Here is a 14,808-nt window from a genome sequence, read left to right on the forward strand (position 1 = left end):
TGATGCGTGCCAGCACGGGCGTGCCCGCATGCGCCGCTGCAAGCCGTTCGCCTGCGATCGCACGGATCGCGATCTCGACGCCGTCGAACGCGCCGGGGACACGCAGGCCCGGCGAGCCGCTCGCGAGTTCGCCGAGATGCGCGTCGATCACGTCGGGGCGGCTGTCGAGATCGAACAGCCGGCGCACGCGCGCGAGCACGGTCGGCACGACCGGCGTCAGCGCGGGCGACACGGTGACGGCCAGCGCGAAGCGCTGCGGCACATGCGCGACGGATAGCCAGCCGGTAACGCGCCCGTTACCACCGTTACCACCGTTGCCGCCGTTGTCGTTCCGGTTCGGCAATTCAACGACCCGCGCATAACCCTGCGCATCGATCCGCTCGACACCGTCGATCTGCCGCTGCGCGAGAAAGCGCATCAGGTCGTCCCACGCGAACGGCGGCCGGTACGGCAGCGGAAACGTCATGTCGCCATCGGCCGACGCACGGGCCCCTTTGCGCAGCCGCAGCGGATTGAGGCCGTAACGCTGCAGGAACAGGTCGTTGAAGCGCCGCACGCTGCCGAATCCGGCGGTCGACGCGACGACGGCCACCGGCAGCGCGGTATCGGTCAGCAGCCGCTTGGCCATCAGCAGCCGGTGCGTCTGCGCGAACTCGACCGGCGACACGCCGAACTGCGCGCCGAAGATCCGGCGCAGATGGCGTTCGGTCACGCCCACGCGCTGCGCGAGCGCATCGACGGAATGGGCGTTCAGGAAACCGTCCTCGATCAGCGTGGCGGCCGCGTCGGCGAGATTGCCGGACAGGTCGAGCAGCCCGTGGCCGGGCGCGAGCTCGGGGCGGCAGCGCATGCAGGGTCGGAAGCCGGCTTTCTCGGCGGCGGCAGCGGTCGGGTAGTAGCTGCAGTTCTGCGCCTTCGGCGGCTTCACCGGGCAGACGGGGCGGCAATACACGCCCGTCGTCGCGACGCCGACGAAGAACCAGCCGTCGAAGCGGCGGTTCCGCGAAAGCAGGGCGTCGTAGCAGGTGTCGGGATCGAGGCGCATGAGACGACTGTAAACCATCCCGGCCCCCGATTCTGGCTGGAATCGGACATGTGTATCGGTAGGCGTCCTCGCGCCCGCCCGTTGGGAAAATCCGGGAAAAACGGTTAATGCCACGTGGCGAAACAGTCGTCTCTTTTGCCGTGGGCAATTTGAGATGACTCATCGAAATCCCCGACTGACAGGGCGCCGGCAGACGCCCTATTCTCTGAAAAACGTTTTCCAGATTGATCGGCGGAATCGGCCGCGCGCGACGAGCGCGCCGCCGTCCGCCCCGGCGCCGGTCGCCGGTCAACGAACATCGTGCGGCGCGACGGGCGCGGCCGCGCATCGGAGACTTTCATGCAATCTGCCGTCGTCGGCGCCGTGCGCGCTGCCGCCAGCCGCTACCGCTGGACCGTCTGCGCGCTGCTGTTTTTCGCGACCGTCATCAACTACATGGATCGGCAGATCCTCGGCCTGCTCGCGCCGATGCTCCAGCACGACATCGGCTGGAGCCAGGTGCAGTACGGTCGCATCGTGATGGCGTTTTCCGCGTTCTATGCGCTGGGCCTGCTCGGCTTCGGGCGCATCGTCGACCGGCTCGGCACGCGCATTTCGTACGGGCTGGCGATGCTGGTGTGGAGTATCGCCGCGATGCTGCACGCGGCGGTCGGCTCGGTGATGGGCTTCGCGTTCGTGCGCGCGCTGCTCGGCATCGGCGAGGGCGGCAACTTCCCGGCCGCGATCAAGACGACGGCCGAGTGGTTCCCGCGCCGCGAACGCGCGCTCGCCACCGGCATCTTCAACTCGGGCGCGAACATCGGCGCGGTGTTCGCACCGGCGATCATCCCGGCGATCGCGGTGGCCTACGGCTGGCGCGCGGCGTTCGTGATCATCGGCGCGATCGGCCTCGTGTGGCTCGCGGTGTGGCTCGTGCTCTATCGCCAGGCCGATACGCGTGCGCTGGCCGCCGAATACGACGAGCCGCGCGACGAAGCCGAAGCGCTCGACGCGGCGAATGCGAATGCCGGCGCGCCGCGCTGGGGCGAGCTGATCCGCAAGCGCGAGACGTGGGCGTTCCTGATCGGCAAGTTCCTGACCGACCCGGTGTGGTGGTTCTACCTGTTCTGGCTGCCGAAGTGGCTCAACGAATCGCGCGGGATGGACATGCAGCACATCGGCCTGCCGCTCGTCTGCATCTATGCGCTGACGACGGTCGGCAGCATCGGCGGCGGCTGGCTGTCGTCGATGCTGCTGCGCGCGGGCTGGAGCGTGAACGGCGCGCGCAAGACGGCGATGCTGATCTGCGCATGCTGCGTGCTCCCGATCGCGTTCGTGTCGCAGGTGCAGAGCCTGTGGGCCGCCGTGCTGATCGTCGGCCTCGCCGCCGCCGCGCACCAGGGCTGGTCGGCGAACCTGTTCACGACGGCGTCCGACCTGTTCCCGCGCCGTGCGGTGGCATCGGTGGTCGGCATCGGCGGGATGGCCGGTTCGATCGGCGGCGTGCTGTTCTCGGAGGTGATCGGCCAGGTGCTGCAGCGCACGGGGCACTACTGGGTGCTGTTCGCGATCGGCGCGTCGGCCTACCTGATCGCATTGGGCGTGATGCACATGCTCACGCCGAAGATGAAGCCTGCGCAGCTCGACGCGTGACCGTGTAGTCCCACGTCCGAAAACGAACGCGCCGCCCTTGGGCGGCGCGTTTTCTATTGAAGGCTCGAAGCGGGGAACTCAGCCGACCGAGGCCGTCGATGCGCGCATGATCAGCCGTGGCTCGAACGTCGAGTAGCTCGCATCGGTGCGCCCCGCGAGCGCGTCGATCAGCTTTTGCATCGCGAGCTCGCCCATATTCTCGCTCTGGATGTCGACGGTGGTCAGCGCGGGCGCCGCGTATTCGCCGTATGGCACGTTGTCGATGCCCGCGACCGACACATCCTGCGGCAGCCGGAAACCGAGCGATGCGGCTTCCTTCATGAAGCCGAGCGCGATCAGGTCGTTGTAGCAGATCACGGCCTGCGGGCGCTGCGGCCCGAGCATCACGCGCGAACACGCACGCTCGCCGGCTTCGGCGGTCGGCGCATGCGCATCGTGCACGTCGAGCGTGAGCCCGGCTTCCGCGAGACAGTCGCGCGCGCCCTGGATCCGCTCGTCGTTCACGCGCGCCGTGCCGAAGCCGAGATACGCGATGCGCGTGTGGCCGAGATTGAGCAGATGGCGCGCGAGCATGTAGGTCGACAGCCGGTTGTCGATGCCGACGCTCGGAATCGGCAGGCCGGGGCTGCGACGCAGCAGCACGAGCGGCTTGTTGAGATCGAGCATCCAGCCGGCTTCCTCATCCGCCATCCGCGTGCTGACGATCAGCCCGTCGACGCGCTGCGCGAGCGCTTCGATCAGCGAGCGTTCGCGCGCCTGGCTCTCCTCGGTGTCGACGAGCAGCAGCGTGTAGTCGTGCTGGAGTGCGACGCGGTTCGCGCCTTTCACCACGTTCGTGAAGTGCGGGTTGCTGATGTCGAGGATCACGAGGCCGATCGTGCGCGTGCGGCCGGTGATCATCGAGCGCGCGAGCGGGTTCGAACGGTAGCCGAGCCGGTCGATCGCCTCCTTGAGCCGTGCCTCGACGGTCGGCGAGAAGCGCTGCGTGCCGTTCACGTACTTCGATACCGTCGCGACCGACACGCCGGCTTCCGCCGCCACGTCGCGGATCGTCGGGGAAACTTTTTTCATTCGAAGGGTAACGTTTTCGTTCCGTAAGGCCGGATTGTGGCAGAAAAAGGGCACGCGCGGCCGCGCGGCGATATCGGGAAAGTGCGGATGGCTGCGAACGGGTTCGACCATTGACGTTCGGCGGTGCGCCCGCGTATAGTTGGAAAACGTTTTCCGATTCAGTCAGATTTCAGCCAGATCCAAGGAGACTCGATGAACGCCTCATCCACCGGCGCGCGCAAACCGTTCGGGCGCCTGCTGCTGACGGGCGCGGCCGGCAACCTCGGCCGCCAGTTGCGCGGTGCGCTTGCCGACTGGGCCGACGTCGTACGCGTCAGCGACATCGCGACGCTCGGCGACGCGGCCGCGCATGAAGAAACCCGCGTCGTCGACCTCGCCGACCGGGCCGCGGTGATGCAGCTCGTCGACGGCGTGGACGCGATCGTCCACCTCGGCGGCATTTCGGTCGACGCGCCATTCGACGATCTCGTCGGCGCGAACATCACCGGCACGTACAACCTGTACGAAGCCGCGCGCAAGCACGGCGTGAAGCGCGTCGTGTTCGCGAGCTCGAACCATGCGATCGGCTTCCATCCGGTCACGGAAGTGCTCGACGCCGATTCGCCGCTGCGCCCCGACAGCCTGTACGGCGTGACGAAGTGCTTCGGCGAATCGCTGTCGCGCTACTACTTCGACCGCTTCGGGATCGAAACCGTGTGCCTGCGGATCGGCTCATCGTTCGAAGTGCCAAAGAATCCGCGCATGCTCGTGACGTTCCTCAGCTATCGCGACTTCATCGAGCTGGTGCGCTGCTCGCTGCTGACGAACCGCGTCGGGCACGCGATCGTGTACGGCGCATCGGACAACCCGGTGAAGTGGTGGGACAACACGAAGGCCGGCTTCCTCGGCTTCCGTCCGCGCGACAGCTCCGAGCAGTTCGCCGGGCTGTTCCCGGTGACGGCGCCGACCGCCGACTACGACGATCCCGCGCAGCGGTTCCAGGGCGGCGGGTTCGTCGTCGGCGAGCCGATGGAGCGCAAGGCGTCGTAAGCATCGCCGGCGTCGCGGCTCACCGCAGGATGTCGGTCGCCTTGTGCTGCTCGTCGACGCCGTCGATCAGGATCAGTGGGCCGCTCGCGTGCCGCGCGCGCAGCGGCTGGATCTGCCGGTACGCATCCGATTCGTACCACGCGCGCGCTGTGCCCAGATCGGGAAACGCGATCGCGATCAGGTCGCCGCGCCACACGCCTTCGCGCACCTCCGGCCGCGCGCCGTGAATCACGAAGTGGCCGTTGAACGGCGCGAGCGTGTCGTCGATGCGTTCGAGGTATTTGACGATGTCGTCGCACATCTCGACGTCGTGCAGGTGGGCGATGGCGTAGGCGGTCATGGCAGGCTCCTCGAGGTGATGCGGTTCGTGCGTCGATGGAGCCATGATCGCGGCGCGGGCGGCGCGGGTCGATTACCTGCTAGGTAAGCAAATCTGCACGGCCGCGAAAGGGTGCCTGCGCGTGCCGACAGACACACCGAACGTGCGGCGCGGCAGCATCCATGCCGACTGCTTAGCCGCGCGCATCGTCAGCCGTGCGGCCGTGCCACCGCGTCGCCGTCAATGCGGCTTGCTGCAAGCCGGATCGGTATCGCGCCGCTCGGCCGAATCGCACCAGTAACTCGGCCGCCACGCTTCGAACGTGACGGCTTTCGCCGCATTGGCGCGCGTGACGCGCACCGGGTCGGCCTTCAGCGCATCGCCGTTCGGGTCGTCGTTGGGCCGCCAGTTCCGCATCACTTCCCGATGGAACACCCAGGTGCGATGCGCGACGTCGTAGCGAAACGTCACGCGGTCGCGCCAGTGGCTCGGCCCCGCGAATACACCTTGTTCGACCGTGAAGGTGCGCGGTTCGATCGTGAGCGCGTTGTCGGCGACGCCATCGAGATACGGGTCGCCCATCCCGCCTTCGTCGGCCTTCATGATCACGGTGTCGTTGCGCGCCGCGAGCCGGTAGTGGCCGTCCTTGCCCGGCACGAAGATCATCAGCGGGCGCGGCGACGCGTGGCGCATCGAATCGTCGGGCTGATGCGCGACGACGACATAGCCGATACGGGCGCTGTCGGTCAGATGCCCCGACGCGACATCCAGCGCTGCGTAGCCGGCGGGAATCTGCGCGACGATGTCGGCGGGAAGGTCGGGTGTGTCGTGGCACGCGGACGATGCAGTTGTATCGCCGCACGTCGCGGCGAAGGCGCTGCCGATGCCGAACGTCAGCAGTGCAGCGACGAGGAATCCTTTGATGCGGGGGATCGTCATGCGGATCGGGTCTTGAAGTCGCGCTGCGGAAGCCGGCGCGCGCGCATCGACTCGTCTCGCCGCCGCGCGGGTTGATTGTTTTTCAGGTGACGCAGTGTAACCAGTCATGCACGCTTGCGCGTCGGCCGCGGGACCGGCACGGGCGCCGGTGCCGGTGCCGATGCCCGCGCTTCGTCGGCCTGCGCGCACAGCCGGTCGAGCATCCGTTGCGCGGTTTCCGCGCAATCCTCGCCGGCCGGCTTGTTTTCGATTTCGTCGATCAGCACCTCCAGATGGTGCCGGTTCTGCGCGAGACGCTGTTCGAGCAGCACGATTTCGTCGACCTTGTGCCGCAGCGCCACCAGCAATTCGTCGCGCGGCCACGCGCCGAGATCGGGCGGCAGCACCGCGCGGATTTCATCGAGCGCAAAGCCCGCGCGCTGCGCACGGTCGATGATCGCGAGCCGCGTCAACGCTTCCGACCCGTATTCCCGATAGCCGTTGGCCTGCCGACGGGCCGGTTCGAGCAGGCCGCTCGCTTCGTAGAAGCGGATGCGGGACGCCGCGAGGCCGCTCGCCTTCGCCAGTTCACCGATTTTCATGCTGTGCTCCAAAAGGGCTTGACCTTAAAGTTGACTTTAAAGTTATCGTTGGGCATCGTCAATCGAGGGTGCCCTCCATGAACCTGTTTACACCGCTGACACTGCCCAACGGGGCGGTGATTCCGAACCGTCTGGCCAAGGCCGCGATGGAAGAGAACATGGCCGATGCGAATCACGCACCGTCCGACGCGTTGCTGCGCCTGTACCAGGCGTGGGCCGATGGCCAGGTCGGCCTGATCCTGACCGGCAACGTGATGGTGGACGGCCGCGCGATGACGGGGCCGAACGGCGTCGTGCTCGAGAGCGATGCGCATCTCGACCGCTTCCGCCGCTGGGCGCAGGTCGCGCGTTCGGGCGGCGCGCACGTGTGGATGCAGATCAATCACCCGGGGCGCCAGATGCAGGCGGCGCTCGGCCAGACGACGCTCGCGCCGTCGGCCGTGCCGCTCGCGCTCGGTGCGCTGTCGAAGCAGTTCCCGGTGCCGAAGGAGATGACGCAGGCCGATATCGTCGACGTGCAGCGGCGCTTCGTGCGTGCGGCGCAACTCGCGGAGCAGAGCGGCTTCACCGGCGTGGAGATTCACGCGGCGCACGGCTATCTGCTGAGCCAGTTCCTGTCGCCGCTGACGAACCGCCGGCAGGATCAGTGGGGCGGCAGCATCGAGAATCGCGCCCGCCTGCTGCTCGATATCGTGCGGGAAGTGCGCGCGACGGTGTCGCCGGAATTCGCGGTCGCGGTCAAGCTGAACTCGGCCGATTTCCAGCGCGGCGGCTTCAGCGCGGACGATGCGAAGCGCGTGGTCGAACTGCTGAATCCGCTGGGCGTCGATCTCGTCGAGCTGTCGGGCGGCAGCTATGAAGTGCCGGCGATGCAGGGCGAGGCGCGCGACGGGCGCACGCTGGCCCGCGAAGCGTATTTCCTCGAATTCGCGCGTGACATCACGGCCGTCGCGCGGATGCCGCTGATGGTCACGGGCGGCATCCGGCGTCGCGTGGTTGCCGAGCAGGTGGTCGACAGCGGCGTGGCGATGGTCGGCATCGCCACCGCGCTGTCGATCGAGCCGAACCTGCCGCGCGACTGGCGGGCCGGCAAGGACAGCGCGCCGGTGCTGGAACCGATCCGCTGGAAGAACAAGGCGCTGGGCGCGCTGGCCAACATGGCCGTCGTCAAGTTCCAGCTCACGCGGCTCAGCGAAGGCCGGCGCACGCACCCGCAGGTGTCGCCGCTGCGCGCGCTGGTCAGGCAGCAACTGGCCGCGCAGTGCCAGACGCGGCGCTACCGGAAGTGGATGGCGGGGCGCGCGGCGGGCACGCGTGCGTGATGCCGGCGGGCGGGGCTGAACCGGCCCGCACTGATCGACCCGTCGCCTGGCGGGTCGTTTGCAGGCTCGATCCTTTCGGATTACTTTCCGAAATATCGAGCCTGTTTACTGCATTATTCAGGCGCCTGAGCGCGATTTCAGCGTGGCATAATCCACCACCTTCATCGCATTCCTTCCTCGTCGCGCGTCATGCACGTCGCCCGTTTCCGCAAGCCCGGCAGCCTGATCGGATTGATCGCAATCCTGATGATGGCGCTCGCCCCTGCGGTCTCGCAGATGATGGCGTCGCGCCACCGGCTCGTCGATGCGCTGGCCGTCTATTGCACGGCGAGCGTCGACGAAGCGGTGGTCGCGCACGACGACGGCAAGCCCGCGCATGGCGTCAAGGCGCACTGGCACGCTTGTCCTTATTGCAGCTTCGTCGCTCACGCCGTCGCGCTGCCGGGCCATGCCGTCGCATTCGCCGTTCCGCGTCCGGCTTCGCAGCAGCCGATCGTGTCGGCCTCGATCCCGGCCCGTGTCCGTCTCGTCCATACCGTCGCGCAATCGCGCGCGCCTCCCGCGTTCTCCTGAGTTCGTCTGATCTTTCTGCCTGACCCGCCGCCGTTTCGCGACCGAATCGGGCGGCCGTTCGTCGCGCGCATGCGCGACGGCATCGAACGACAACCGGAGAACACACAACATGCCCCGCTCTACTGAACGGCACGCGCCCCGCGCATGTGTCGCGCTGCTGGCCGCCATCGCCGGCCTGTCCCATGCTTCTTTCGCGAACGCACACGCGGTGGTCGGCGATCGTGTCTTTCCCGCGACGATGACCGTGGACGATCCCGGCGTCGGCGACGAATTCGACACGCAGTTCGGCCACATCAAGTCCGCCGACGACAGCGGCAACACCCTCAACGTCAACACCGTGTCGTACGAGTGGGACAAGCTGATCACGAAGAACCTCGCGTTCAGCGTCGCCAGCCAGTACGTGTCGCAGAACGCACCGGACGGCGGCTCCGCGAAAGGCTGGGACAACGTGACGCTCGGCGTGAAGTACCTCGCCTACACGAACGCCCAGCACGAATTCATGGCGTCGGTCGGCCTGAAAACCGAGATCGGCGGCACCGGCGCGAAGTCGATCGCGAACGCGTACTCGACGTTCACGCCGACCGTCTATGTCGGCAAGGGCTTCGGCGATCTGCCCGCGTCGCTCGGCTATCTGCGCCCGCTCGCGCTCACGGCCGAACTCGGGCCGAACCTGACCACCGCGTCGTCCGACCAGGGGCCGAACTCGCTCGGCTGGGGCATGACGCTGCAATACAGCATCCCGTACCTGCAGCAGCAGGTGAAGAACCTCGGCCTGCCGCAGCCGCTCAGCAACATGGTGTTCGTCGTCGAGGCGCCGATGAGCACCTGCACGGCGGGCGCATGCTCGGGCCAGACGACCGGGACGATCAACCCCGGTGTGCTGTGGCTCAACCGCTACGGGCAATTCGGCGTCGAGGCGCAGATTCCGGTCAATCGCGCGAGCGGCAATCACGTCGGCGTGATCTTCGATGCGCATCTGTATTTCGACGACCTGTTCCCCGGCTCGCTCGGCAAGCCGCTTTTCTGATCGACGGAGAAACCACATGAACCGCCTGACCACACTGCGCATGGCCGCCGCCGCGCTGCTCGTCGCCGGCGCGCAGTTCGCGCATGCCCATGCGTTCCCGACGCATCAGGTGCCGTCCGCGGGCGAAGCCGTGACCGGCTCGCCGAAGACGGTCGCGATCGATTTCGACGACGGGCTCGAACCCGCGTTCAGCTCGATCGCCGTCACCGATGCGCAGGGCCATGCCGTCACGAACGGCAAGGCCGAAGTCGATGCGTCGAACCGCAAGCACATGTCCGTCGCGCTGAACCCGTTGACGCCGGGCGTCTACTCGGTGGCGTGGGTGGCCGTCGCGCTCGACGGCCACCGCACGCAGGGGCACTACGCGTTCACGGTGAAGTGACGCTTATCGCACCGGCCTCCGCGTCCGCACCCGCCGCCGAGCATGCGCACCGGAGGCGGGTGCGGCGCGCCGCATCGTGCAGCATCAGAACCGGTAGTTCGCCAGCACTTCGAGCCGCCGGTCGTTGCCGATCAGGTACTGCGTCTCGTTGTAGTACGCGGACTGCACGAAGCGGCGGTTGAACACGTTGTACGCGCGCGCGGTGATCGTCGTGTCCTTGCGCGGCTTCCACGCGAGGCCGAGGTCGACGGTGGTGTACGACGGCATCACGAGCTGGTTCGCCGTATCGGCGAAGCGCTTGCCGACGTATTTGACGCCTGCGATGCCGGTCCAGTCCGGCGCGAAGTGCCAGCTTACCCACAGGTTCGCGAGCCGCTGCGGCACCGATACCGGCACGTTGCCCGCGCGCGACACCGTCGTGCCGCCGGACGTCTGCTGGAAGTCGTCGTATTTCGCGCGCAGGATCGACACGTTCGCGTCGACGCGCCAGTCCTTCGCGATCTCCGCGCCGACCGTCGCCTCGAGCCCGCGCGACGACTGCTGGCCGATCTGGATCGACTGGTTCGGGTTCAGCGGATCGGCCGTCAGGAGATTGCTCTTGACGATCCGGTACGCGGTGAGCGTCCATTCCGCCTTGCCGCCGAGGAACGACTGCTTCACGCCGATCTCGATCTGCCGGCCGGTCGCGAGCGTGAAGTTCGCCTTCGACGCATTCAGCGACAGCAGCGAGCTGATCGGGTCGGCCGCGACCGAATACTGGCCGTACACGGCGAGACCGGGCTGCACGTCGTACACGGTGCCGATGCGCCAGCCGGTGTTCGCGAACACCTTCGTGAACGCGCCGCCGTTCACGAGGTCGTCGCGGTTCACGCTCGCATGGTCGTAGCGCAGCCCGCCGATCACCGACCAGCGCGGCGTGATCTCCAGCCGGTTCTCGGCGAACAGCGCGTACTGGTTCGCCTGGCTGCGGTACTTCGGATAGGTGCCGGCCGTGTTGATGAAGCTGCCCGGATCGAAGTTGAACGGATCGACCGTCGACGTGCCCGAATACGGCGAGTTGTTGTCGTGCTGGAACGTCGTGTGATTGAACTCGAAGCCCGTCGAGAACGTGTTGCGCATCCCGAGCAGCGCGGTGGTGACGGTGGCCGCCGTCACGTTGCCGTACTGCTCCTGGTCGTGGAAGATCTCCGTGAAGCTGCTGCGCCGCACTTGTGAGGCTGACGGCAGGTACGTGTAGTACTCGGCGTCCTTCCAGTGACGGTTGCTCTTCATCCGGTACAGCGTGCTCGTCACATTCAGGCTGTCGCTCGGCTGCCAGTTCACCGACACCGTCGCCCAGCTGTCGCGGAACGCGATGTCGCTGTCGCCGACGTTGTAGTTCTTCTTGTCGAGTGCGCGATCGCGCGCGCCGTTCACGAGCGGCACGCCGAAATACTGCATCGGATGCTGGAAGCCCTGCGCATACGATGCCGTCACGTACAGGTCGGACGTCACGTCGTAGCGCAGCGCGCCGGAGATCGACAGGTTGCGCGAATTGCCGCGGTCGACCCAGTTCGACGAGCGGTTGCCGCTGATGTCGAAGCGGTACGACAGCTTGTCGTTGATCGCGCCGCCGCTGCCGAACGCGACCCGCGCCGTGCCCTCGGTGCCGCCGCCGACCTGCAGCTCGTTCTGGATCGCGCCGCGCGTCGGCTTCTTCGGCACGATGTTGACGACACCGCCGATCGCACCTTCGCCGTAGATCACCGAAGCCGGGCCGCGCAGCACGTCGATATGGTCGACCGACCACGTGTCGAACGGAAACGTGATGCCGATCGCGCCGTACGGGCGCACGCCGTCGTAGAGCTGCGTGACCGACGACGCGCCGACGAAGCCGCGCGCGCCGAGCTCCGAGCCGCCGTTGCCGGGATGCGGCGACGCGCTGATGCCGGCAGCGCGGCTCACCGCGTCGACGATCGCGCTGTCGCCGCGCGTGTCGAGCGTCTTGCGATCGATCTGCTCGACGCTCGCGGGCGTTTCGAGCGAAGTCAGGCCGAGACGGCTGCCGGTGTCGAGCGGCTGCGTGAGCGGCGTCGCCTTCTGGGCGTTCACGCGAATCGGCGCCAGCGTGGCGCCGGTATGCTTGACGTCGCTTTCCTGGGCTTGCCCGGCGGGCGAGAAGGCTGCGAGCAAGGCGGCGGGCAGCATCAATCTGAACTTCATGTTTCGGGATCCTTTGAATCTGTTCAATGCGGTGTTGCTTGAAAGGCGGCGCATCAGAACGCGTACCGCATGCCGGCGAACACGCTGCGTCCTTCGCCCGGATAGAAGATCGCGGTGTTCGCGGTGCGCGCATCCGCGACCGTGCTGATGTCGCTCACATAGCGCTTGTTGGTCAGGTTGCGCGCATCGACGAACAGCGACAGCCCGTTGCGGAAGTCGTAGCCGGCCTGCAGCCCGAGCAGCGTGTAACTCGGTACGCGCAATGTGTTCGCATCGTCGGCCCATGCGCCGGACGGCACCCAGTCGAGCGTCGCCGCGATGTGGAAGCCGCTCGGCCGCGCGTAACCCAGCGTCGCGCGCAGCACGTTCAGCGGCACGCCCGCGATCCGGTTGTTGCCGTACTGCGGGTCGTTCTTGAAGCGGAAGTCGTTCAGGTTCCAGATGCCCGACAGCGTGACCTTGTCGCCCGCGCCGCGTCCGGTGACGTTGCGGAACAGCTCGACCGACGCACCGGCCTCGATCCCCTGCAGCACCGTCTTGTTCGCGTTGAACGTCGACGCCGGCACATCCGGGTTCGTCGTGTACTGCAGCAACTGGTCGCGCACGAGCGAGCGATAGGCGGTCACGTCCCAGCTCACGCGCTCGCGCGAGCCGCGCGTGCCGAACTCGATCGTCCACGCGTGCTGGGCTGCCAGCGGCGTGAAGCGCGTCGTGTTCGAGAAGGTCTGCGTGAGGTCGGTGAAGTCGGGCACGTCCTGGCTGCGCGTGATGTCGACATAGGCCTGGGTGGTCGCATCCGGCTGCCACAGCAGCCCGAGCTTCGGATTGACGCCGCTGTAGCTTGCGTTCGTCGACTTGGTGTTCGGGTTGCGCGGCAGCCCGCCGTTGTCGATGTACTCGCGCACCGAATGCAGCACCTTCACGCCCGTCATCAGCGCGACGGTCGGCACGAAGAACAGCCGGTTCTCGACATACGCCTCGTAGTTGAACGCGGTCTGCGTCGAGTCGAGCGTCTGCGCGCCCTTGTTGCCGTTGACGTTCACGTACTGGTTCGCCTGCGTGCGGCCGCCGAAGAAGCGCGCGCCGACGATCAGGTCGTTGCGCATCCCGCCGAGCGTCAGGTGGCCCGTGTAGCGCGGCGCGAAGCCGTAGGTCCAGCCGTCCTGGTCGAGCGCCTGGAAGATCGGGTGATAGAGGCTCTTGTGGATCGCCCACGTGTCGAACTGTAGTTCGCCCGAATCGAGCTTCACGGTCGTGCGGTTCGCGATCCGCTCGGTGCGCGTGTTGCGCGCCTGGTCACCCGATATTGCGTTCGGCGCGGCCTTGGTCGGATTGTTCAGCGCGTCGGACAGCGACAGCGTGCCCGGCAGCAACTGGTCGACGACGTACACGCCGACATAGAAGCGCGTCTCGACCGTCGGGCTGAACCGGTAGCCGACGTTCGCGTTGAACTGCTCGTATTGCCCCTTCGAGTGATCGCGATAGCCGTCCGCGTGATTGACGCTGAAGTTCGCGAGGAAGTCGAGCGGGCCCAGCACGCGCGAGATCTGCGCGCTGGTGCGCACCGTGCCGTAGCTGCCGCCTTCCACGCGCAGGATGTTCGGCGCGTCGGCGGTGTGGGCGGTCGGCGTGATGAAGTCGATCGCGCCGCCGAGTGTCGACGCCCCGTACGCGAGGCCGTTGCCGCCCTTGTAGACCTGCACCGCCTGCAGCGCGAGCGGATCGATCTGGTAGTAGTCGCCGCTGCCGTCCGCGAGGTTGGTCGGGATGCCGTCCTGCAGGATCTCGAGGCCGCGCGTGTGGTACGAGCGGGCAATTCCCGAGCCGCGGATCGACAGCCGCAGCTCCTGGCCATAGCGGTTCTCGACGAACACGCCGGGCACGTCCTTCAGCACGTCGCGCAGCGTGAAGGCGTAGGTGTTCCGGTAGCTGTCGGCATCGACGAAGCCCACGGAGCCGACCGTCTGTTCGAGCGTGCGCTTCAGGCTGCCGGTCGATTTCGAGGTCAGCGAGTCCGGCACGCGGGTCGCGTTGACGTTGATCGCGGGCAGCGTCGACGCGGCCGGTGCATCGGCCGGCGCGTCGGCGCCTTGTGCGCATGCGGCCGACGCGAAGAGAACGGAGATCGCGCCGGACAGCGCGGCGGCAATACGGGTCGAGGTAAACATGTCGTTGTATGTATGGTTATGGTGACGATGATGAAACGGACACGATGCGCGCCATGCGCGGCGCCGGCCGCCGCGCGGGGTCGCGCGCGCGGGTTCGGCATCGGGCATCGGCAGGGCGGGCAGGCGAAGCGGACGGCGGCGCGCGGCGTACGGCGGCGCGGTCTCGAGGGCGTCAGGCGCGGGCGGAAGGCGGCCCGCGCGCGGCGAGCGCATAGCGCTTCGACGGATGGCGGGCAGAGGGGATCAGTGGCGCGGGCAGCGCATGCCGCACGGCCGGGGAGGCGGAGAGCAACACCGCGTAGTGCAGCGGCGGATGGCAGGAAAGCAGGCCGAAATAGCCGCAGCGGTCGAAATGCTTGTCAGACGGCGAATCGGCTGGAGAAGCGGACGGCGCAGGCGATTCCGCGTGCGCCACGAGCGTGTTGCCGGTTGCCGAGCAGATCGGCGCGGCCGGCCAGCGGTCATCGGATGCGGCTGCGCGCAGTTGCGAGATCAGCGGCGCGACGAGCGCGAGCACG

General features: G+C 67.4%; 14 protein-coding genes. 6 read left to right on the forward strand and 8 right to left on the reverse strand.

Annotation, left to right across the window (positions count from 1 at the left end):
* Positions 1-1,063, reverse strand: a 1,063-nt coding sequence (locus tag G3N99_RS20900; RefSeq protein WP_206123361.1) for a DNA-3-methyladenine glycosylase 2 family protein, incomplete at its 3' end; no start/stop codon positions are given.
* A 321-nt stretch (positions 1,064-1,384) separates the two neighbouring features.
* Between G3N99_RS20900 and G3N99_RS20905 the strand changes: the two genes are divergently transcribed.
* The gene (locus G3N99_RS20905; RefSeq protein ID WP_174938066.1) at positions 1,385-2,677 is read left to right on the forward strand and encodes an MFS transporter; all 1,293 of its coding nucleotides are present in this window, start codon (positions 1,385-1,387) and stop codon (positions 2,675-2,677) included.
* Between the two features lie 78 nt (positions 2,678-2,755).
* On the opposite strand, the gene G3N99_RS20910 is transcribed toward G3N99_RS20905, so the two are convergent.
* The gene (locus G3N99_RS20910) at positions 2,756-3,859 is read right to left on the reverse strand and encodes a LacI family DNA-binding transcriptional regulator (protein ID WP_174938067.1); all 1,104 of its coding nucleotides are present in this window, start codon (positions 3,857-3,859) and stop codon (positions 2,756-2,758) included.
* An 81-nt stretch (positions 3,860-3,940) separates the two neighbouring features.
* On the opposite strand from G3N99_RS20910, the gene G3N99_RS20915 reads away from it, so the two are divergent.
* The gene (locus tag G3N99_RS20915) at positions 3,941-4,777 is read left to right on the forward strand and encodes an NAD(P)-dependent oxidoreductase (RefSeq protein ID WP_085040832.1); all 837 of its coding nucleotides are present in this window, start codon (positions 3,941-3,943) and stop codon (positions 4,775-4,777) included.
* A 19-nt stretch (positions 4,778-4,796) separates the two neighbouring features.
* On the opposite strand, the gene G3N99_RS20920 is transcribed toward G3N99_RS20915, so the two are convergent.
* The 3 genes from G3N99_RS20920 to G3N99_RS20930 form a co-directional block, all read right to left on the reverse strand.
* Positions 4,797-5,117: a DUF1330 domain-containing protein gene (locus G3N99_RS20920; RefSeq protein WP_206123362.1), complete on the reverse strand. Its 321-nt coding sequence runs from the start codon at positions 5,115-5,117 to the stop codon at positions 4,797-4,799.
* Positions 5,118-5,336: 219 nt separating this feature from the next.
* Positions 5,337-6,035 carry a hypothetical protein gene (locus G3N99_RS20925; protein ID WP_206123363.1) on the reverse strand — a complete coding sequence of 233 codons (699 nt, stop codon included), beginning with the start codon at positions 6,033-6,035 and terminating at the stop codon, positions 5,337-5,339.
* A 104-nt stretch (positions 6,036-6,139) separates the two neighbouring features.
* Positions 6,140-6,616: a MerR family transcriptional regulator gene (locus tag G3N99_RS20930; protein WP_174938073.1), complete on the reverse strand. Its 477-nt coding sequence runs from the start codon at positions 6,614-6,616 to the stop codon at positions 6,140-6,142.
* Positions 6,617-6,693: 77 nt separating this feature from the next.
* On the opposite strand from G3N99_RS20930, the gene G3N99_RS20935 reads away from it, so the two are divergent.
* From G3N99_RS20935 to G3N99_RS20950, 4 genes are all read left to right on the forward strand, one after another.
* The gene (locus G3N99_RS20935; protein WP_206123364.1) at positions 6,694-7,938 is read left to right on the forward strand and encodes an NADH:flavin oxidoreductase/NADH oxidase family protein; all 1,245 of its coding nucleotides are present in this window, start codon (positions 6,694-6,696) and stop codon (positions 7,936-7,938) included.
* 189 nt (positions 7,939-8,127) lie between these two features.
* Positions 8,128-8,511 carry a DUF2946 domain-containing protein gene (locus G3N99_RS20940; protein WP_174981536.1) on the forward strand — a complete coding sequence of 128 codons (384 nt, stop codon included), beginning with the start codon at positions 8,128-8,130 and terminating at the stop codon, positions 8,509-8,511.
* Positions 8,512-8,620: 109 nt separating this feature from the next.
* Positions 8,621-9,538, forward strand: a complete 918-nt coding sequence (locus G3N99_RS20945) for a hypothetical protein (protein WP_206123365.1) — start codon at positions 8,621-8,623, stop codon at positions 9,536-9,538.
* A 16-nt stretch (positions 9,539-9,554) separates the two neighbouring features.
* Complete coding sequence (locus G3N99_RS20950; RefSeq protein ID WP_206123366.1) at positions 9,555-9,920, forward strand: copper resistance protein CopC; 366 nt, start codon at positions 9,555-9,557, stop codon at positions 9,918-9,920.
* Positions 9,921-10,004: 84 nt separating this feature from the next.
* Here the strand turns inward: G3N99_RS20950 and G3N99_RS20955 are convergent, their stop codons facing one another.
* The 3 genes from G3N99_RS20955 to G3N99_RS20965 form a co-directional block, all read right to left on the reverse strand.
* Complete coding sequence (locus G3N99_RS20955; RefSeq protein ID WP_206123367.1) at positions 10,005-12,122, reverse strand: TonB-dependent receptor; 2,118 nt, start codon at positions 12,120-12,122, stop codon at positions 10,005-10,007.
* Between the two features lie 53 nt (positions 12,123-12,175).
* Positions 12,176-14,290, reverse strand: a complete 2,115-nt coding sequence (locus tag G3N99_RS20960) for a TonB-dependent receptor (protein WP_206123368.1) — start codon at positions 14,288-14,290, stop codon at positions 12,176-12,178.
* Positions 14,291-14,462: 172 nt separating this feature from the next.
* On the reverse strand, positions 14,463-14,808 hold a 346-nt coding region (locus G3N99_RS20965; protein ID WP_206123369.1), incomplete at its 5' end, for a DUF2946 family protein.

Origin of the sequence: Burkholderia sp. Ac-20392, assembly GCF_017104585.1 — a bacterium.
GTDB classification, from domain to species: domain Bacteria; phylum Pseudomonadota; class Gammaproteobacteria; order Burkholderiales; family Burkholderiaceae; genus Burkholderia; species Burkholderia lata.